The following is an 18,604-nucleotide window of genomic DNA, read 5'->3' on the forward strand; positions in this document are numbered from 1 at the left end:
GGACCCCGGATCGAGGGCCCGTCTGAGAGCGCTCCCCTCCCGGATCGGGCGGCTCGGCGTCAAGGGGCCACCGTTCTCCCGCGCGGGGCAATAGCGTGGCGGCATGGCCGAGAAGAGCACGACCCGCGAGAAGACCGCGCCCGAGCCCGACGACGCGCGCAAGCCCGACGACGTCACCGACATCACCAAGCGCTCCTGGTTCTACGTCCTGAAGAAGACCGGCCGCGAGTTCGGCGCCGACCAGTGCACCGACCTCGCCGCCGCCCTCACCTACTACGCCGTGCTGGCGCTGTTCCCGGCGCTGCTCGCCATCGTCTCCGTCCTCGGCCTCTTCGGCCAGGCGCAGGCGACCACGCAGACCGTGCTCGACCTGGTCGGCAACCTGGCCTCCGCCGAGGTCGTCGACCTGCTGCGCGACCCGATCCAGTCGCTGGTCAACTCGCCGGCCGCCGGCGTCGCCTTCGTCACCGGTCTCGTCGGCGCGCTCTGGTCCGCCTCCGGCTACGTCGGCGCCTTCGGCCGCGCGATGAACCGCGTCTACGAGATCGACGAGGGCCGCCCGTTCTGGAAGCTGCGCCCGACCATGCTCGGCGTCACCGTCGTCACCGTGATCCTCATCGTCGTCGCCGCGCTCATCCTGGTGCTGAGCGGCCCGGTCGCCACCGCCGTCGGCGACGTCGTCGGTCTCGGCCCCGCCGCGCTGTCGGTCTGGAACATCGCCAAGTGGCCGGTGCTGGTGATCATCGCGGTGCTGACCATCGCGATCCTCTACTATTGGGCGCCGAACATCCGCCAGCCGAAGTTCCGCTGGATCAGCGTCGGCTCGATCCTCGCGCTCGCCATCTGGCTGCTCGCCTCGGTCGGCTTCGCCTTCTACGTCGCCAACTTCTCCAACTACAACAAGACCTACGGCTCGCTCGGTGGCGTGATCGTCTTCCTGCTCTGGATCTGGATCACCAACATCGCCCTGCTCTTCGGCGCCGAGTTCGACGCCGAGCTCGAGCGCGGCCGCGAGCTCCAGGCCGGCATCGAGGCGGAGGAGACCATCCAGCTGCCCCCGCGCGACACCGCCGCGAGCGACAAGAAGGCCGCGGTCCACGAGAAGGACGTGCGCGACGGCCGCTGGCTGCGCCTCTCCAGCGAGAACCGCGGCCAGAAGGGCCCCTCGCAGGACGACGAGGCCGCGAAGGACTCCGAGAAGGCGGCCGCCAAGGACTGAGACACCCGCGGACATGCTGGTCGGGCAAGGCGGCGTCACGAGCCCATGCCGGTCGAGTAGCCCCGCCAGGGGCGCATCGAGACCCCCCGTCCTCAGCACGGCAGGACTGCAGCCGCATGTTCCGACGCCGGCGGCTCTCGATAGGCCCGCTCCACGGGCTGCTCGATCACCATGGCCGAGCTCCCGAGTCGCACTCGGTTCACGACTCGAGCCGCCACAGCTCCCGGTAGTACTGCGCCCGCTCCTCGTCCGGCCCGATCCCGTACTCGCGGAGCAGCAGCGGCCCCCAGCCCTCGCCGTAGTTCCAGCCGAGGCTGACCACCGCGACCGCGAGATCCGCCCAGCGGTCGCCCACGCCGAGATCGCCCACGTCGACGGAGGCGCACCAGCGGCCGTCGACACCGATCAGGGTGTTCGGCGCGCAGGCGTCCCCGTGCACGACGACGGGCTCGTCCAGCGCCGGAGCCGCACCGAGCGCCGCGGGGCGCCGATCGAACCACGAGTCGCCGCGCAGCGCCGCGGGCACCTCGGCCACGAGCAGTGCGTGCACCGCCCGCAGCCCCGCCGCGATCGCCCGCACCGCCTCCTCCGGCCGCGCGATCCACTCCGGAGCGACCGCGCTCGCGCCGTCGAGCGGCGCCGTCAGCAGCCACTGCGCCTCGGCGTCCTCCCCGCGCTCGAGGATCCGCGGCACCGGATGCCGTCCGGCGAGCCACTCGAGCCGCACCGCCTCCCGCCCGAGGTCGACGCCGCTCGCCCGCGGATTCCACTTCAGGTACCCGTCCCGCACCCGGAACGTCAGCCCGTCCAGCTGGTTCCGCCACACCAGCTCCGGCGCGACTCCCCCGTTGAGCGCGATCGCCACCTCGGGCACCCGCACCCCGACCATCGACGTCTGCCTGCTCAGATCCGGCCCGCTCATGCCCCCACCCTCCCGCGAGATGCCACTTGTGCACGCAATCCTCGGCGTGTCCTGTGCACAAGTGGCATCTCGCGGGAGGGGTCAGCGCAGGTAGCGGAGGAGGAGGGTGTCGCCGGCGGCCAGCACGTGGGCCAGGCGCAGGTCCCGCGGCGTCGCAGCGCCGCGGGCGATGCGGCCGGCGTCGCCCGACTCGAGCGACGGGCTGATCGTCAGGCACAGCTCGTCGACGGCGTCAGCGGCCAGCAGTGTGCCGAGGAGGCCCGGACCACCCTCGCAGTGGATCCGGCCGAGCCCGCGCTCGACGAGCGCCGCGCGCATCCGTCCCGCGTCCAGGGCGTCCTCGCCGCAGACCAGCACGTCCGCGACCTCGGCCAGCTCCGCGCGCCGCCGCTCCGGCGACGCCCCGGTCGTCACGACGATCGGCCGCACCGGCGCCTCCGTGAAGATCCGCGACCCTGGATCGAGGTCCAGCGACCCCGACACGATCGCGAAAACCGGATGCGGAGGCAGCCCCGCCGCCGTCCGCGCCACCGCGGCCTCGTCGCCGAGCACCATCGGCCCGTAGCCCTCGGTCCGCACTGTGCCCGCCGCGACGAGCACCACGTCGGCCAGGCGCCGCAGCAGGTCGAAGACCCGCAGATCCGCCTCGCCGCCCAGCGCCCCCGAGACCCCCTCTCGGGTCACCGCGCCGTCGATACTCGAGACGAAGTTCACCCGCAGCCACGCGTCACCGGCGCCGTCCGCGTAGGCCGCGAGCAGCTGGCCGTCGTCGAGGTCCTGGGCGGGCGCCGGCCGGAGCCGGTCGATCGCCGCGCTCACGCGCGGTCCGCCGTCTCGTCGGCCGCGACGTTGTGACGCAGATAGGCCGGCTGCCGCCAGCCGAGCACCGCCTCCGTCAGCCGCACCGCGTCCACCGCCTGCCGCACGTCGTGCATCCGCACGATCCGCGCGCCGTTCAGGATGCAGATCACCGCCGCCGCCAGCGAGCCCTCCAGCCGCTCGCCCTGCGGCCGGTCCAGGGTCTCGCCGATGAAGTCCTTGTTCGACACCGCCGCGAGCACCGGCAGCCCGAGGACCGACAGCTCCCCCAGCCGCCGCGTCAGCTCCAGCGTGTGCAGCGTGTTCTTGTTGAGGTCGTGCCCGGGATCGACGATCAGCCGGTCGTCGGGGATCCCCGCGGCCCGCGCACGGTCCACCCGGACGCGCAGGTGCTCGATCACCTCGGCCACGACGTCGTCGTACTGCGGCGCCGTGGGCTCGCTGCGCGGCGCACCGACGCTGTGGGTGACGACGAGCTGGGCGGAGGAGCCCGCGAGCACCGCGAGCATCCCGGGATCGTGCAGCCCGCTGGTGTCGTTGACGACGGAGGCGCCCTCGGCGATGCTCGCCCGGGCCACCTCGGCGCGGGTCGTGTCGACGGAGATCACCACGTCGCTGCGCCCGTGGATGGCCGCGACCACCGGCACCACCCGGTCCAGCTCCTCCTGCAGCGAGACGGCGGGCCCGCGGCCGAAGGGGACGCCGCCGATGTCGACCCAGTCGGCGCCCTGCTCGGCGGCCCGCACCGCGGCGTCGACGGCCCGGTCGAGCGCGAAGGTGGAGCCCTTGTCGTAGAAGGAGTCCGGCGTGCGGTTCACGACCGCCATCACCGCGACCTCCCGCTCGAAGTCGAACCCGCGTCCGCCGATCGTGCGCCTCATCGTCCGTCGTCCCTCCGGCTGCCCGCGCCGAGCGAGCGTCGGCGCGCTCACCCTAGACGAGCAGCATCGGCGAGGGCTGCGGCGGCAGCAGCGGCGTCGTCGCGGCGTCCTCGAGCAGCACCTGGAAGAGCAGGTGGTCCTGCCACTCCCCCGCGATCCGCAGGTAGCGCCGGGCCACGCCGATCCGCTCGAAGCCGTTGCGCTCGAGCACCGTCTGCGAGCCGACGTTGTGCAGCAGCGTGCCCGCCTGCACCCGGTGCAACCGCAGCTCGTCACGGGCGAGGCCGAGGGTCGCGCCGACCGCGCGGGTCATCACCCCACGGCCCTCCAGCTCGGCGTCGACCCAGTAGCCGAGGTCCGCGCTGTCGAAGGCGCCGCGCACCACGTTCGAGAGCGTCACCCGCCCGACGAGCTGGTCGCCGCGCTCGAGCACCAGCGGGAGCAGCGCCCCGGACCGGTACCCGTGCAGCGCGTCGGCGATAGCGTCGGTCTGCCCGCCGGCCTCGAAGAACCGCGCCGACCGCAGCGGCTCCCAGGGCGCGAGGCGACGCCGGTTGCGGCGGTACGCCTCGGCGAGCGCGGGACCGTCCTCGCGGACGATCAGGCGGAGGACGGTGCCGTGACCGACGGCGATCGAGGCTGACACCCTGCGAGGCTAGACCGATCCGGTCCATTAACGCACGAACCCCCGGCCGGGGCCGGGGGTGTCGTCGTGGTGGGCGATACTGGGATCGAACCAGTGACCTCTTCCGTGTCAGGGAAGCGCGCTACCGCTGCGCCAATCGCCCGCTGCTCCCGGAGGAGCGCCTCGCTCGGTGAACGATCGAGGTGGATACGGGATTCGAACCCGTGTATACGGCTTTGCAGGCCGCTGCCTCGCCTCTCGGCCAATCCACCGTGTACGGGATTCGGTGTCGGCGGCCCCTCGGAGCGTGAGCTCCCGGGGCCGACCAGGTGAAACACCGGCCCGGGGGCCGGTTCTTCGAGCGGATGACGAGATTCGAACTCGCGACCCTCACCTTGGCAAGGTGATGCGCTACCACTGCGCCACATCCGCATGATGTGTTGTATTGCTGTCTTGCTACCGATTGCTGGTCTTGCCCGTCTCCCCGGCGCTTTCGCTGCCCGGCTCGACCTAGAAGACTGTATCCGAACGCCGCGCGAACTTCCAAATCGACGGCGCCCCGATTCGTGCACCGCGACGCCGGACCCGCGTCGTTCCGCGCGAAACCGGCCCGCAACCCGCTGTTCACCCGGGCGTGGCGCGCCGTTCCCGGTGCATCGGAGCGCCGCGGATCCGCTACGATCGTTTCTCGGGTCGTCCACAAGACGGCCGTCAGGGCGATTGGCGCAGTTGGTAGCGCGCTTCCTTCACACGGAAGAGGTCATCGGTTCGAGTCCGGTATCGCCCACCACCTCCCTCCTCTCCACCTTCCGCATCTCCACCCGCGCATCTCCACCCCGCGGAGGCACTCTCGTGATGGGTCGCTCCCACGCCGTCTCCGGCGCGCTCGCCTGGTCCGTCGTCACGACCGTCCCGGCCCTCGCCGCGCCGCTCGGCCTCGCCGGCCTGCCGCTCGACCTGCGGCTCGTCGGTCTCGGCGTCGCCGCCGGCTGGGCGCTCGTCCCGGACGCCGACCACGCCCGGGCGACGATCTCGCGCTCGGCACCCGGCGCGTCCCTCCTCACCGCGACCGCCGGCCGCATCAGCGGCGGCCACCGGCACGGGATGCACTCCCTGCTCGCCGTGGCCGTCGTCTGGTACCTGATCCCGCTCCTGGTCGCCCTGCGCTTCCCCGTGCCGCTCGTCGGCCCGGTCTCGCTGGCCGCCGTGCTCACCCTGCCGGCGATCGCCTTCGCCGCGAAGGCGGTCAGGGCGGCGCCCTCCTGGCCGATCGCCTGGGCCGGCGCGCTCGTCGTGACGGCGCTCCTGGTCACCCTCGCCGACGGCACCTGGGCCTGGCTGCAGGTCGCCGCGACCCTCGGCTACCTCGTGCACGTCGCCGGTGACGCCCTCACCACCGAGGGGATCAACTGGCTCTGGCCGCTGCGGATCCGCTCCCCGCGCTGGGTGCGCCGCACGCCCGTGCTGCGGCGGCTCTGGACGTCCGGCGGTTACGCCGCGATCCCCGTCCTCGGCTCGGCCGGCTCCTGGCGCGAGACGATCCTCTACTGGCTGATGTCGGCCGCCACGATCGTGCTGACGGCCTGGCTGCTCGCCGAGGAGCTCCTCTGACCCCGGGCGGGAGCCCTCAGTACACCGCCCCCGGGTTCATGATCCCCAGCGGATCGAACACCGCCTTGATCCCGCGCTGCAGCGCCATGGAGTCCTCGCCGAGCTCCTCCGCGAGCCAGCGCCGCTTCAGCAGCCCCACCCCGTGCTCGCCCGTGAGAGTGCCGCCGAGCGCGAGCGCCGTGCGGAACAGCTCGCCCGCGGCCGCCCAGACCTCCTCGCCGACCCCGTCGGACCCTGCTGGCACGACGAAGTTCGGGTGCAGGTTGCCGTCGCCCGCGTGGGCCACGGTCGGGATGCTCAGCCCGGTGCGCTCCTCGATCCCGCGGATCGCGGCGAACATCGCGGGCAGCGCCGAGCGCGGCACGCAGACGTCCTCGATCAGCACCTCGCCCTCGGCCTCGAGCGCGGGATGGAAGGCCCGCCGCACCGCGAGCAGCGCCTCGCCCGCCACCGGGTCGTCCGTCGACTCGGCGTCCCCGCCGGCCCCGGTGACGATCGCGAGGATCCGGCGCGCCTCGTCCTCCGCTCCCCCGCCGTCCGTCTGCACGAGCAGGTAGGCGGCGCCGCGGTCGAGCTGCGCGCCCGTGTAGCGGGCGATCGCGGCGAGCGCCCCCTCGTCCATCAGCTCCATCACCGCCGGTCGCAGCCGGGCCGCCGTGATCGCCGCCGAGGCGGCCGCGGCCACGACGACACTCGGGAAGTACGCGCCGATCGTGACCACCCGGCCCGCGGGGATCGGCCGGAGCTTCACCGTCGCCTCGACGATTACCCCGAGCGTCCCCTCCGAGCCGGTCAGCAGCGCCGTGAGGTCGTAGCCGGCGACGCCCTTCACGCTGCGCCGCCCGGTCCGCACCAGGCGCCCGTCGGCCAGCACGACGGCGAGACCGAGCACCGCCTCGCGGGTGACCCCGTACTTCGCGCAGAGCAGCCCGCCCGCGTTGGTGGCGATGTTGCCGCCGATGCTCGAGATCGCCTTGCTCGCCGGGTCCGGCGAGAAGATCAGCCCGTCCGCGGCGACCGCGTCCGACAGCGCCTGATTGAGCACGCCCGGCTCGACCACCGCGAGCTCGTCCTCGAGCGAGATCTCCAGGATGCGGTCCATGGCCGCCGTCGAGAGCACGATCGCGCCGTCGCGGCCGACGGCCCCCGCGGCGAGCCCCGTCCCCGCACCGCGCGGGACGACCGGAACCCGGTGCTCGGTGGCGATCCGGAGCGTCGCCTGCACGTCGGCGACCGAGCGCGCGCGGACCAGCGCGAGCGCACGTCCGCCGGCGGTCCACCCCGACTTGTCGGTGTGCGCGGACTCGAAGTCCGGCCCCTCGGTCGTCACCGCGTCACCGAGCTCCTCCCGCAGCCTCCGGAGGACGAGCGCACGGCCGGTCGTCCCGGCGCTCGTTCCGATGCCGGTCCCAGCACCGCCGACGGTCTCGGCGCCGGTGCCGGTCTCGGTGTGGACTGTCTCGGCGGCGCTGGTCTGGGTACGGCTGGTCTCGGTGCTGCTCATGCGGGTCACTCCGGGCGGATCGCGGGTCGGCCCCTCGATCCTTCCACGGCGGCCCGGTCACACGGCAGGATGGGCGGATGAGCGGAGCGCGGCGATGACGGGACCCACGAGCGCGGGGATCCTCCTGCACCGGCTGCGTGACGGCGAGCGCGAGGTGTTCCTCGGCCGGATGGGCGGCCCGCTGTGGACCCGCCGCCCGCGGGCCTGGTCGATCCCCAAGGGCCTGCACACGCCAGAGGAGGCACCGCTCGACGCCGCTCAGCGCGAATTCGAGGAGGAGATCGGCGTCGCCGCCCCGGACCTCGACTACGCGCTCCTCGGTGCCTACCGCCAGCGCTCCGGGAAGACCGTCACCGTCTTCGCCGCGGAGTGCGCCGCCGACATCGCCTTCGTCGCCAGCAACACCTTCGAGCTCGAGTGGCCGCGCGGCTCCGGAGTGGTCCGCACCTACCCGGAGATCGAGCGCGCGGAGTGGCTGCCGCTCGAGCGCGCCCGCGAGGAGATCACCGCCGGGCAGGTGCCCGCGCTCGACGATCTCGAGCGGGCCCTGACCGCGACGGACCGACCGGCGGCCCAGCGCCCGGACGCGCAGGACTCGGCTCAGTAGTCGAGGACGTCCAGCGGGATCGCCAGGTCGTCGTCGGTCGCCATCGGCACGGGCCGGCCGAGCCGGCGGGCGCGGTCGGCCAGCTCCGCGACCAGCGCCTCGTCGACGATCTCCGCGGCGTCCTCGGGCTCGTCCTCGACGAGCATCTGGCTCGACGGTCCGAGCAGCAGCCGGGCCGTCAGCACGCCGCCACCGCGTCGGACGGGGATCTCCACCGTGGCCGCGGTCGCCGTCGAGGCGAGCATCCGGGCGTACTCGAGCACCGCGTCCGCGATGTCGTCCCCGGTGAGGACGCTCCCCTCGGCGTAGTGGATGCGTCGCACGGCGGACTCCTTCAGTCGGCGGAGCGGCCGGCTGCAGGAGAGCCCGGCCGGCTCCCTCCCCAGGGTGGCACGCGCTCCCCGGCGCGCAGGCGGATCGGCGGACATCCGCCGGGGGCTTTACTTCCCGGCACCGCCCTCGCCGTGCCCGCGGTCGTCGGCCGCCGAGTAGACCCGCAGCGCCAGCGGCACGATCCGGACCCTCGCCTCGTGGAACCCGTCCGGCTCGCCGTCGAACACCTCGCTCTCGCCGTCGTGCGCCCACTCCGGGTCCACGCCGGCCGGTCGCCGCGCGCCCACCACGACGCCCGCGGTGCTGGCCGACTCGACCACCGGAGCGCGCCAGCCGGGCACCCGCCCGACCACCGGCGTCGCGCCCCGCCCGAGCGCCAGCGACACCGCCCCGCGGGTCCGGGGCGTCCGTCCCGAGTGCAGCACGCGGATGTCGAGCTGCCCGTCGTCCAGGCGCCGGCGGGCGAGCGGCGTCGCGGTGCGCGGGTGATCCCGGTTCACCCCGACGAAGTACGACCAGACCAGCTCCGTCCGCCCGTCGCGCCGCAGCTCGAACGGGTCGGTCGAGCGCACCACCTCGAAGGCGGCGAGGACCGCGGCGAGCGGCTTGCCGATCACCTTCTCGCGCTTCTCCCGCGCGGCCACGAACTCCGGGTACAGCCCGATCGAGACGGTGTTCAGCACCGTGACCGGCTCGGCGTCCCCGGCCGTCACCTCGGCCACGTCGACGTCGCGGCGCTCGCCGTGCGCCGCCGCGTCGAGCGCGTCCTGGATCGTCACCAGGCCCAGCGCCTTGGCGAAGTGGTTCATCGTCCCGCCCGGCAGCACCAGGAGCGTCATCCCCTCGGCCCGCGCGAGCCCCGCGCCGACCGCCATCGTCCCGTCGCCGCCGTAGACGCCCAGCACCTCGGGCGGAGCGTCGCCGGCGCGCGCCGAGCGCACCACGTCGCCGAGGTCCTCGCCCTCGGCCAGCCGGTGCACCCGCGCCGCGGGGAAGCGCTGCAGGATCAGCGGCTCCGGATCCGGCCGGTGCGAGTCGCGCCCGGCGCTCGGGTTGAGCACCACCAGCAGCTCGGCTCCGTCGCCGAGAGGACGCACGTCGACCGGCGGCCGGCTCGTCCGCTCCGAGACGGGGACGTGCCGCGGGCGCGCCGGCACCAGCACCTTCCCGAGGCCCGCGACGACCGCGCCGAGCGCCGCTCCGCCGACCACGTCGGAGAGCCAGTGCACCCCGACGTGCAGGCGCGAGAAGGCGACGGCCGCGGCGAGCGGCGCGACGGCGAGTCCCACCCGCGGGTTCTCGAGCGCGACCCCGGCGGCGAAGGCGGCGGCACTCGCCGCGTGGCCGGAGGGGAAGCTCGGCGAGGTGGGCACGCGGGCGAGCCGCCGCCCCACCGGCACGTCCACCACGAGCGGCCGGACCCCGCCGAAGAGCTGCTTGCCGACGAGGTTCGCCGCGGCGCTCGCCACCGCCAGCGACGCCGCTCCCCGCGCCGCCTCGCGGGGCCGGCCGGCCAGGAGCAGCAGCGCCCCGAGCCCGAACCAGAGCACCCCGTGATCGGCGGCGCGCGAGAGCCCGACCAGCGCTCCGTCCACGAGCGGCACCGGACGGCGCGCGTTGAGCTTCCGGGCGGCGCGGGCATCGGCCCGGCGCACGGCGCGCGGCACCGCGAGGACGCGCCGGAGCAGGACGGACGGGGGTCGGGTTCCGCGCAGAGGCATGCCTCCAGGGTAGGAGGCGCCTTCCGCGACTCCCTGAGCCCTGGGCGGCTAGACCTCGCCGAAGCCCGACTCGACCAGGTCGGCGAGCCGCCCCACGGCCTCCTCCGCCTCGGCACCGGTGGCCGAGATCGCGACCTCGTCACCGCGGTCGAGCCCGAGCGACATCACGCCGAGCAGGCTCGTCGCGTCCTTGCCGTTCACGTCGATCCGCGCGTCGAAGCGGGTGGCGAGGGTGACGAAGTCGGCCGCCGGCCGGGCGTGCAGCCCGTTCGGGTTGATCAGCCGCACCGTCCGCCGCACGCTCGCCGACTCGGCGGGGGCCGCGGGCGACTCGGCGAGCAGCGCGCCCCGCGCCGACTCCGCCGCCGCGAGCACGTCCGCCAGCGCGGCACCGGTGCCCGCCGCCACGGCCGCCGCCACGGCACCCTCCACGAGCGGCGCGTCCGCGATCCGGACCCGCTCCCGCGCCTCGTCGTCCAGGAACTCCACCGCGGTCTCCGCGGTCATGATCGCCGAGCCGAGGTCGCAGAGCACCACGGCGCCCTCGCCGGAGTCGGCCTCGGCCAGCGCCGCGGTGATCCGCTCGAAGCTCGTCCCGATCCCGCCGTCGTCCGTGCCGCCCGCGGCGATCAGCGCGACGTCGGGCGCCATCTGCGCCGCCAGCTCCACAAGTCCCTCGGCCAGTCGCGCGCTGTGCGAGACGAGGACGAGCCCGACGCTCACGCCGCCGCCTCGGCCGCGGCGCGCAGCAGCAGGACGCTCGACACGCTGCCCGGATCGCGGTGCCCGACGGCCCGCTCGCCCAGGTAGCTCGCCCGGCCCTTCCGTGCGACGAGCGGGTCGGTCGACTCCGCTCCGCCCTGTGCCGCGTCCGCTGCCGCGGCGAGCACGGCGGCCGCCGAGGAGCCGTCGGCCGAGGCGGCCTGCGCGGCCTCGACCGCCGGCGTCCACGCGTCCACCATCGTCTTGTCGCCGACCTCGGCCTTGCCGCGCAGCACGATCCCGTCGCGCGCCGCCGCGAGCAGGGCCGCGACCGCGGCACCGTCGAGCGACTCCTGCCCGGTGACCGCGCCGGACGCCTTGAGGAACGCGGTGCCGAACAGCGGCCCGGAGGCTCCGCCCACCGTCGAGATCAGCGTGGTCGCCACCAGCTTGAGCACCTCGGCCGGAGTCGCGAGCTCGGCAGCCGCGTCGAGCTTCGCGACCACGGCCTGGAAGCCGCGGTCCATGTTCTCGCCGTGGTCGCCGTCGCCGATCGCGCGGTCGAGTGTGATCAGCTCCACCCGGTGCTCCGAGACCGCCTGCGCCGCGGCCCGGATCCACGCCACAGCCCATGCCGCGTCGAGCCCCAGTGCTCCCTGTCCGTCCTGCATCGATCCGTCCTCTTTCCTGTGTCGCCTCTGCGACCGTCGTGTCGTCGTGTCGTCGTGCGGTCGTGTCGTCGTGCGGTCGTGTCGTCGTGTGCGCGCCGCTGTCCGGGCCGGGCGCCCGCCCTCTGCTCGGGGCCGCTCAGCGTCCCCAGCGCAGCGCCGCGGTCTGCACCGGTGCGTCCCAGAGCTCCGTCAGCGCGTCGTCCAGCTTCAGCAGCGTGATCGAGACCCCCTGCATCTCCAGCGAGGTGACGTAGCTGCCGACCAGGCTCCGCCGCACCGTCACGCCCTTCTCGGCCAGCACCTCCGCGGCACGCCGGTAGACGAGGTAGAGCTCGACCTGCGGGGTGCCGCCCAGTCCGTTGACGAAGAGGAGGACGTCGTCGCCGGAGGAGAAGGGCAGGTCCTCGAGGATCGGCGCGAGCAGGCGGTCGACGATCCGGTCGGCCGGCTCGAGCGGGATCCGCTCGCGGCCGGGCTCGCCGTGGATGCCGATGCCGATCTCGATCTCGTCCTCGGCCAGCTCGAAGCTCGGCTCCCCCGCGTGCGGCACCGTGCAGGGCCGCAGCGCGACGCCCATCGAGCGGACGTTCGCGACGACCGTCTCGGCGATCGCCGCCACCTCGTCCAGCGAGTCGCCGCGCTCGGCCGCCGCTCCGGCGATCTTCTCCACCATCACCGTCCCGGCCACGCCGCGACGCCCCGCCGTGTAGAGGGAGTCCTTGACGGCCACGTCGTCGTCGACGATCACCGAGCGGACCTCCACGTCGTCGGCGAGGGCCAGGTCGGCCGCCGTCTCGAAGTTGAGCACGTCGCCGGTGTAGTTCTTCACGATGTGCAGGACGCCCGCACCGCCGTCGACCGCCTTCGTGGCGGCGACGATCGGATCGGGAGTGGGCGAGGTGAACACGGGCCCGGGCACTGCGGCATCGAGCATGCCGACTCCGACGAAGCCGGCGTGCAGGGGCTCGTGCCCGCTGCCGCCGCCGCTGACGATGCCGACCTTCCCCTGCCGAGGAGCGTCGACGCGCACCACGAACAGCGGATCGGGCTCGACCCGCACCAGGTCGGCGTGCGCGAGGCCGAATCCGGCCACGGACTCCGCGACGACGTTCTTCGGGTCGTTGATGAGCTTCTTCATCGAGGTCTCCTCCAGGGCGCTCCGCTCCGTCGCGGACAGCGGCTCCACGTTACGCCCGCCGTCCCGGCTCGCGCAGGCCCGGCCGCGCGGCTCAGGCGCCGCGCCGGGTCTCCTCGACCCACTGGTCCAGCTTCGCCGTCGCGGCACCCGAGTCGACCGCCTGCGCGGCGCGGTCGAGCGCCGAGCGGAGGCGGTCGAGGATCGCCGTCCGGATCAGCCCCGGGTCGCGCGCCAGATCGAACGCGATCAGTCCCGCCGCCGCGTTCAGCAGCACGATGTCCCGCACCGGCCCCTCCTCGCCGGCCAGGACCGAGCGCACCACCTGCGCGTTGTAGGCGGCGTCGCGCCCGCGGAGCTGGTCGATGCTCGCGCGGCGCAGGCCGAGGTCGCGCGGGTCGAGGTCGTGCTCGACGACCGAGCCGCGCGAGACCTCCCAGATGTGGCTGTGACCGGTGGTGGTCAGCTCGTCGAGACCGTCGTCGCCGCGGAAGACGAGCGCGGTCGCGCCGCGGGTCTGGAACACCCCGACGAAGAGCGGGACCCGGTCCAGGTGCGCGACCCCGACGGCGGACGCCTCCGGCCGCGCCGGGTTGCAGAGCGGCCCCAGGAAGTTGAAGACGGTCGGCACGCCCAGCTCGGCCCGCACGGGCCCGGCGTGGCGGAACCCCGGGTGGAACATCGCGGCGAAGACGAAGGCGATCCCCGTCCGGCGGAACACCTCGGCCACCCGGTCGGCGGAGAGCGTCAGATCGACGCCGAGCGCCGCGAGCACGTCCGAGGAGCCCGATGAGGAGGACGCCGCGCGGTTCCCGTGCTTGATGACCGGCGTGCCCGCGGCCGCCGCGATGATCGACGCGGTGGAGGAGATGTTGACCGTGCCGAAGCGGTCCCCGCCGGTCCCGACGATGTCGAGGGCCATCGGATCCACGTCCAGCGGCACCGCGTGCTCGAGGATCGCGTCGCGGAAGCCGACGATCTCGTCGACCGTCTCGCCCTTGGCGCGCAGCGCGATCAGCAGGCCCGCGAGCTGCGCCGGCGTGGCCTCGCCCTGCATCACCCGCTCCATGGCCCAGGTCGCCTCCGACACCGAGAGATCGGAGGAGTCGAGGAGGGAGCCGAGAATGAGCGGCCAGGACAGGGTTTCCGACATGGCTCTCAGATTATGCGACTACGAAGGCCCCACGGGAAGTGCGAGTTCCCCCCCTTGCGATCGTCCATAATGGTCTGTGTGACGAGCACCTCTCTCTCCCCCACGGCCACCGTGCCCGCAGTGAACCGACCCAACCCGGTCGCGGTCGGAACGATCGTCTGGCTGGGCAGCGAGGTCATGTTCTTCGCGGGCCTGTTCGCGATCTACTTCACCCTCCGCAGCACCTCACCGGAGCTGTGGTCGGCCGAGACCAGCATCCTGAACGTCCCCTACGCGAGCGTCAACACGGTGATCCTGGTCGCCTCGTCGTTCACCTGCCAGTTCGGCGTCTTCGCCGCCGAGCGCCTGCAGCCCCGGTCCACCGGGCTCAGCCCGTTCAAGTGGGGCATGGTCGAGTGGTTCTTCCTCACCTACGCCCTCGGCGCGGTCTTCGTCTGCGGCCAGGTCCTCGAGTACGCGACCCTCGTCTCGGAGGGCGTCACCCTCTCGAGCAACGCCTACGGCTCCGCGTTCTACCTCACCACCGGCTTCCACGCCCTGCACGTGACCGGCGGGCTCATCGCCTTCCTGCTCGTCATCGGCCGCGCCTTCGCCGTCAAGAACTTCGGCCACAAGGAGGCGACCAGCGCGATCGTCGTGTCCTACTACTGGCACTTCGTCGACGTCGTCTGGGTCGGCCTCTTCGTCGTCATCTACTTCCTGAAGTGAGGCCAGCCGCCTCCATGCCCCACCACACTCCCGAACCCCGCAGGAAGGTTGCCTCGATGGCCTCCCCGAAGACGAAGAGCCGCGCCAAGAAGGGTCGCCGTCACCCCCTGGCCACGCTGGCCCTGATCGCGATCGGCCTCGGCCTCACCGGCGGCACCTACGCGGCCGTCGGCGTCGCGACCTCCGCCTCCGCGGAGACCTCGGCCACCAGCCAGCAGACGATCGACGAGGGCTCGAAGCTCTTCGCCGCCAACTGCGCCACCTGCCACGGCCTCGACGCCGCGGGCACCGACAACGCCCCGTCGCTGATCGGCGTCGGCGCCGCCTCGGTCGACTTCCAGGTCGGCACCGGCCGCATGCCGATGCAGATGCACGGCCCGCAGGCCCTCGAGAAGCCGGTGCAGTTCACCGACGACCAGGTCGCCGAGCTGGCGGCCTACGTCGCCTCGCTGGCGCCCGGCCCAGCCATCCCCAGCGGCGAGGTCCTCGACGCCCAGGGCGACTCGGCCAACGGCGCCGAGCTCTTCCGGATCAACTGCGCGATGTGCCACAACGTCGCCGGCGCCGGCGGCGCCCTGACCGAGGGCAAGTTCGCTCCCCCGCTGGGCGGCGTCACCGAGGCGCACATCTACGAGGCGATGGTCACCGGCCCGCAGAACATGCCGGTCTTCAACGACCTCAACATCTCGCCGGAAGACAAGCGCGACATCATCTCCTACCTCAAGTACATCGAGGCCAACCCCTCCCCGGGCGGATTCGCCCTGGGCTCCCTCGGCCCCGTCGCCGAAGGCCTCTTCCTCTGGATCTTCGGACTCGGTTCCATCGTCGCCCTGACGGTGTGGATCACCGCACGATCCAACTAGCAGACACCGGCGCCCTGGCGGGCGCTCGACCCCCACGACGCCGAGCGGCGTCGACACGGCGTGAAAAGGAGAACCATGGCAGAGCACGATGAGGGTGGCACCGACCTCGCCACCTCGTCGGCCACCGGGCACGGGAGTGCTCCGGCCGGCACCGCGGTCGTGACGCGGGACCGCGTCCAGGACCCGGGCCTCCCGCCGCACCGCCCCCGGATGACCGACGTCGACCCCAAGGTCGCGAAGCGGGCCGAGCGCACGGTCTACACGCTCTTCTACCTCTCCTTCGCGGGCTCGATCTTCGCGGTGGCCGCCTACATGGCGTTCCCGATCACGGAGAACATCGAGTCGGTCCGGCTGAACACGCTGTTCATCGGCCTCGGCATGTCGCTGGCACTCCTGGGCATCGGCATCGCCGCCGTCCACTGGGGCAAGCAGCTGATGTCCGACCACGAGGGCATCGACATCCGCCACCCCGTCCGCAGCGCGGAGGACACCCGTGCCCGTGCGCTCGAGATCTTCGACCAGTCCGACAAGGAGTCCGGCTTCGGCCGGCGCTCGCTGATCCGCAACAGCCTCATCGGCTCGCTGGTCGTCTTCCCCCTGCCCGCCGTGATCCTGTTCCGAGGCCTCGGACCGCAGGACCAGAACCCCGTCGCCCTCCTCAAGACTACGATGTGGCGCGAGGGCACGCGGCTCACCCTGGACCCCTCCGGAGCGCCGATCCTCGCATCGGACGTCACGCTGGGCTCCGCCTTCCACGTCATCCCCGAGGGACTCGACGAGGTCGAGGGCAAGCTGGAGGAGAAGGCCAAGGCCGCCGTCCTCCTGATGCGCCTGAAGCCCGAGGACCTGACCGTCAGCGAGGGTCGCGAGACCTGGAACTACGACGGCATCGTCGCCTACTCCAAGATCTGCACGCACGTCGGCTGCCCCGTGGCGCTGTACGAGCAGCAGACCCACCACCTCCTGTGCCCGTGCCACCAGTCGCAGTTCGACATCAAGCGCGAGGCCGAGGTCATCTTCGGTCCTGCGAAGCGCCCGCTTCCGCAGCTCCCCATCACCATCGACGCCGACGGATACCTGGTCGCCCGCAGCGACTTCACGGAGCCGGTCGGACCATCCTTCTGGGAGCGATGACACACATGTCCACCACCACACCTTCCCGCCCCGCGGCGTCGCCCGCGGAGCCCGGCGACGGCGTCATCCTCGGCAGCGGCAAGCTGCAGAAGGGCTACGTCGGGGCCGCGTCGAACTACATCGACGAGCGCACGAGCATCTCGGCGGTCGTCAAGGAGTTCGGCCGCAAGATCTTCCCGGACCACTGGTCGTTCCTCCTCGGCGAGGTCGCGCTCTACAGCTTCGTGATCATCCTGCTGTCGGGCACCTTCCTCACCTTCTTCTTCCAGGCCTCCATGGTCGAGACGCACTACGAGGGCAGCTACCTGCCGCTCAAGGGCATCGAGATGTCCGCGGCGATGGCCTCGTCGCTCGACATCTCGTTCGACATCCGCGGCGGCCTGCTGATGCGCCAGATCCACCACTGGGCGGCCCTGCTGTTCGTGGCCTCGATCGGCCTGCACATGCTCCGCATCTTCTTCACCGGCGCGTTCCGCAAGCCCCGCGAGATCAACTGGGTCATCGGCTTCGTCCTCTTCATCCTGGCGATGGCCGAGGGCTTCACCGGCTACTCCCTCCCGGACGACCTGCTCTCGGGCAACGGCCTCCGCATCATCGACGGCATGGTCAAGGGCATCCCGATCGTCGGCACCTGGGTCTCGTTCCTCCTCTTCGGCGGCGAGTTCCCCGGCACCGACATCGTCGGCCGCCTCTACACCCTGCACATCCTGCTGCTCCCGGCGCTGGTGCTCGCGTTCATCGCCCTGCACCTCGTGTTCGTGGTCGTCCACAAGCACACCCAGTTCCCGGGTGCGGGCAAGACCGAGCAGAACGTCGTCGGCTACCCGGTGCTCCCGGTCTACGCCGCCAAGGCCGGTGGATTCTTCTTCATCGTCTTCGGTGTCGTCGTCCTCATCGCCTCGCTGTTCACGATCAACCCGATCTGGAACTACGGCCCGTACGACCCCTCCCCCGTCTCCGCCGGCACCCAGCCCGACTGGTACATCGGCTTCGCCGACGGTGCCCTGCGTCTGGTCCCGCCGGGACTCGAGTGGGCGATCCCGGGCCTCGGCACGATCTCGTTCAACATCCTCCTGCCGCTCTCCGTGGTCGGGCTGTTCATCGTCGTCGTCCTGCTCTACCCGTTCCTCGAGGCCTGGATCACCGGTGACAAGCGCGAGCACCACCTGCTCGACCGCCCGCGCAACGCCGCGACCCGCACCGCGATCGGTGCCGCCGGAGTCACGTTCTACGCCGTCCTCTGGGCTGCGGCGTCCTCCGACATCATCGCGACGCACTTCCACCTCACGATGGAGGGCGTCATCCACGCCCTGCAGTTCCTCCTCTTCGCCGGTCCGGTCATCGCGTACTTCGTCACGAAGCGCATCTGCCTCGCCCTGCAGAAGAAGGACCGTGAGATCGCCCTGCACGGCTTCGAGTCCGGCCGCATCGTCCGCCTCCCCGGCGGCGAGTTCATCGAGGTGCACCAGCAGCTCGACGCGTACGAGCGCTGGAAGCTGGTCGGCCAGGAGGAGTACGAGCCCCTCATGATCCGCCCGGACTCCCGCGGCCGCATCACCGCCCCGGAGCGCGTGCGCGCCGGCCTCTCCCGCTGGTTCTTCGAGGACCGGATCACCCCTGTCACCCAGAAGGAGCTCGAGAGCTCGCACAGCGAGCACTGACTCCCTCTCCCGAAGGGCCCGGACGCACAGCGTCCGGGCCCTTCGTCGTCCCCTGTTCGACCACCCCTCACAGAGCGCACCACTGACCGAGCGGCACCCCCGCACAGCAGAGCCCGCCCTTCATGCTGATCGAGCAGCCCGCCCAGCGGGCGTCTCGAGATCCACCACCGTCAGAACACGAGACTGCAGACCCGCACGTCTGGGGACGGCCGGTCTCGACGCTCCCCTGCGGGCCTCCTCGACCATCATGGACAGCACCGCCCCGCACATGCTGATCGAGTAGCCCGCACAGCGGGCGTATCGAGATCCACCACTGTCAGAACACGCGTCTGCAG

At 72.6% G+C, this 18,604-nt stretch carries 18 protein-coding genes and 4 tRNA genes; 8 read left to right on the top strand and 14 right to left on the bottom strand.

The window, feature by feature from the left end:
• Positions 1–103: 103 nt before the first annotated feature.
• On the top strand, positions 104–1,219 hold the full coding sequence (locus tag EDF43_RS08740) for a YihY/virulence factor BrkB family protein (RefSeq protein ID WP_123735867.1): 1,116 nt from the start codon (positions 104–106) through the stop codon (positions 1,217–1,219).
• Positions 1,220–1,418: 199 nt separating this feature from the next.
• On the opposite strand, the gene EDF43_RS08745 is transcribed toward EDF43_RS08740, so the two are convergent.
• From EDF43_RS08745 to EDF43_RS08775, 7 genes are all read right to left on the bottom strand, one after another.
• Entirely contained in the window at positions 1,419–2,141 is a 723-nt protein-coding gene (locus tag EDF43_RS08745; protein ID WP_165909059.1) for a phosphotransferase, read from the bottom strand.
• 81 nt (positions 2,142–2,222) lie between these two features.
• The gene (locus tag EDF43_RS08750) at positions 2,223–2,960 is read right to left on the bottom strand and encodes a pyrimidine reductase family protein (RefSeq protein WP_132436321.1); all 738 of its coding nucleotides are present in this window, start codon (positions 2,958–2,960) and stop codon (positions 2,223–2,225) included.
• Positions 2,957–3,841 (bottom strand): dihydropteroate synthase, encoded by an 885-nt coding sequence (gene folP / locus EDF43_RS08755; RefSeq protein ID WP_132436323.1) that lies wholly within the window; start codon positions 3,839–3,841, stop codon positions 2,957–2,959. The genes EDF43_RS08750 and folP overlap by 4 nt, the downstream gene beginning before the upstream one ends.
• Positions 3,842–3,893: 52 nt before the next feature.
• On the bottom strand, positions 3,894–4,487 hold the full coding sequence (locus EDF43_RS08760) for a GNAT family N-acetyltransferase (protein WP_132436325.1): 594 nt from the start codon (positions 4,485–4,487) through the stop codon (positions 3,894–3,896).
• A gap of 67 nt (positions 4,488–4,554) precedes the next feature.
• Positions 4,555–4,629: transfer RNA gene (locus EDF43_RS08765), tRNA-Val, on the bottom strand.
• Positions 4,630–4,667: 38 nt separating this feature from the next.
• Positions 4,668–4,738 (bottom strand) — tRNA-Cys (locus EDF43_RS08770).
• Between the two features lie 88 nt (positions 4,739–4,826).
• Positions 4,827–4,898: transfer RNA gene (locus EDF43_RS08775), tRNA-Gly, on the bottom strand.
• A 282-nt stretch (positions 4,899–5,180) separates the two neighbouring features.
• On the opposite strand from EDF43_RS08775, the gene EDF43_RS08780 reads away from it, so the two are divergent.
• Together EDF43_RS08780 and EDF43_RS08785 are read left to right on the top strand one after the other, a co-directional pair.
• Positions 5,181–5,256, top strand: a tRNA-Val gene (locus tag EDF43_RS08780).
• A gap of 65 nt (positions 5,257–5,321) precedes the next feature.
• A complete protein-coding gene (locus EDF43_RS08785) occupies positions 5,322–6,077 on the top strand; it encodes a metal-dependent hydrolase (RefSeq protein WP_132962491.1) in 756 nt (251 codons plus the stop codon).
• A gap of 16 nt (positions 6,078–6,093) precedes the next feature.
• On the opposite strand, the gene EDF43_RS08790 is transcribed toward EDF43_RS08785, so the two are convergent.
• Positions 6,094–7,581 carry an FAD-linked oxidase C-terminal domain-containing protein gene (locus EDF43_RS08790; protein WP_132436329.1) on the bottom strand — a complete coding sequence of 496 codons (1,488 nt, stop codon included), beginning with the start codon at positions 7,579–7,581 and terminating at the stop codon, positions 6,094–6,096.
• A gap of 94 nt (positions 7,582–7,675) precedes the next feature.
• Between EDF43_RS08790 and EDF43_RS08795 the strand changes: the two genes are divergently transcribed.
• On the top strand, positions 7,676–8,188 hold the full coding sequence (locus EDF43_RS08795; RefSeq protein WP_132436331.1) for an NUDIX domain-containing protein: 513 nt from the start codon (positions 7,676–7,678) through the stop codon (positions 8,186–8,188).
• Here EDF43_RS08795 and EDF43_RS08800 read toward each other — a convergent pair.
• The 6 genes from EDF43_RS08800 to trpD all read right to left on the bottom strand — a co-directional run bounded on the left by EDF43_RS08800 (position 8,182) and on the right by trpD (position 13,903).
• Positions 8,182–8,511: a hypothetical protein gene (locus EDF43_RS08800; protein ID WP_123735875.1), complete on the bottom strand. Its 330-nt coding sequence runs from the start codon at positions 8,509–8,511 to the stop codon at positions 8,182–8,184. The two genes, EDF43_RS08795 and EDF43_RS08800, sit on opposite strands and share 7 nt — an antisense overlap.
• Before the next feature lie 117 nt (positions 8,512–8,628).
• The gene (locus EDF43_RS08805) at positions 8,629–10,242 is read right to left on the bottom strand and encodes a bifunctional phosphatase PAP2/diacylglycerol kinase family protein (RefSeq protein ID WP_132436333.1); all 1,614 of its coding nucleotides are present in this window, start codon (positions 10,240–10,242) and stop codon (positions 8,629–8,631) included.
• A 48-nt stretch (positions 10,243–10,290) separates the two neighbouring features.
• Entirely contained in the window at positions 10,291–10,965 is a 675-nt protein-coding gene (gene dhaM / locus EDF43_RS08810; protein WP_123733009.1) for a dihydroxyacetone kinase phosphoryl donor subunit DhaM, read from the bottom strand.
• A complete protein-coding gene (gene dhaL / locus EDF43_RS08815; protein ID WP_185019968.1) occupies positions 10,962–11,615 on the bottom strand; it encodes a dihydroxyacetone kinase subunit DhaL in 654 nt (217 codons plus the stop codon). Before dhaL ends, dhaM begins: the two co-directional genes overlap by 4 nt.
• A gap of 136 nt (positions 11,616–11,751) precedes the next feature.
• Positions 11,752–12,753: a dihydroxyacetone kinase subunit DhaK gene (dhaK, locus tag EDF43_RS08820; RefSeq protein WP_123704887.1), complete on the bottom strand. Its 1,002-nt coding sequence runs from the start codon at positions 12,751–12,753 to the stop codon at positions 11,752–11,754.
• 91 nt (positions 12,754–12,844) lie between these two features.
• Positions 12,845–13,903 (bottom strand): anthranilate phosphoribosyltransferase, encoded by a 1,059-nt coding sequence (trpD, locus tag EDF43_RS08825; protein ID WP_123735877.1) that lies wholly within the window; start codon positions 13,901–13,903, stop codon positions 12,845–12,847.
• A 69-nt stretch (positions 13,904–13,972) separates the two neighbouring features.
• Here trpD and EDF43_RS08830 point away from each other — a divergent pair, with 69 nt between their 5' ends.
• From EDF43_RS08830 to EDF43_RS08845, 4 genes are all read left to right on the top strand, one after another.
• Positions 13,973–14,611, top strand: coding sequence for a heme-copper oxidase subunit III (locus EDF43_RS08830; RefSeq protein WP_123446158.1), 639 nt, complete (start codon positions 13,973–13,975; stop codon positions 14,609–14,611).
• A 56-nt stretch (positions 14,612–14,667) separates the two neighbouring features.
• Positions 14,668–15,474, top strand: a complete 807-nt coding sequence (locus EDF43_RS08835) for a c-type cytochrome (protein ID WP_123735878.1) — start codon at positions 14,668–14,670, stop codon at positions 15,472–15,474.
• Positions 15,475–15,549: 75 nt separating this feature from the next.
• Positions 15,550–16,608: a Rieske 2Fe-2S domain-containing protein gene (locus tag EDF43_RS08840; RefSeq protein ID WP_132436335.1), complete on the top strand. Its 1,059-nt coding sequence runs from the start codon at positions 15,550–15,552 to the stop codon at positions 16,606–16,608.
• Positions 16,609–16,613: 5 nt separating this feature from the next.
• Positions 16,614–18,269 carry a ubiquinol-cytochrome c reductase cytochrome b subunit gene (locus EDF43_RS08845; protein WP_132436337.1) on the top strand — a complete coding sequence of 552 codons (1,656 nt, stop codon included), beginning with the start codon at positions 16,614–16,616 and terminating at the stop codon, positions 18,267–18,269.
• Positions 18,270–18,604 lie beyond the last annotated feature (335 nt).

The organism is Rathayibacter sp. PhB179, from assembly GCF_004345345.1.
Lineage (GTDB): Bacteria > Actinomycetota > Actinomycetes > Actinomycetales > Microbacteriaceae > Rathayibacter > Rathayibacter festucae.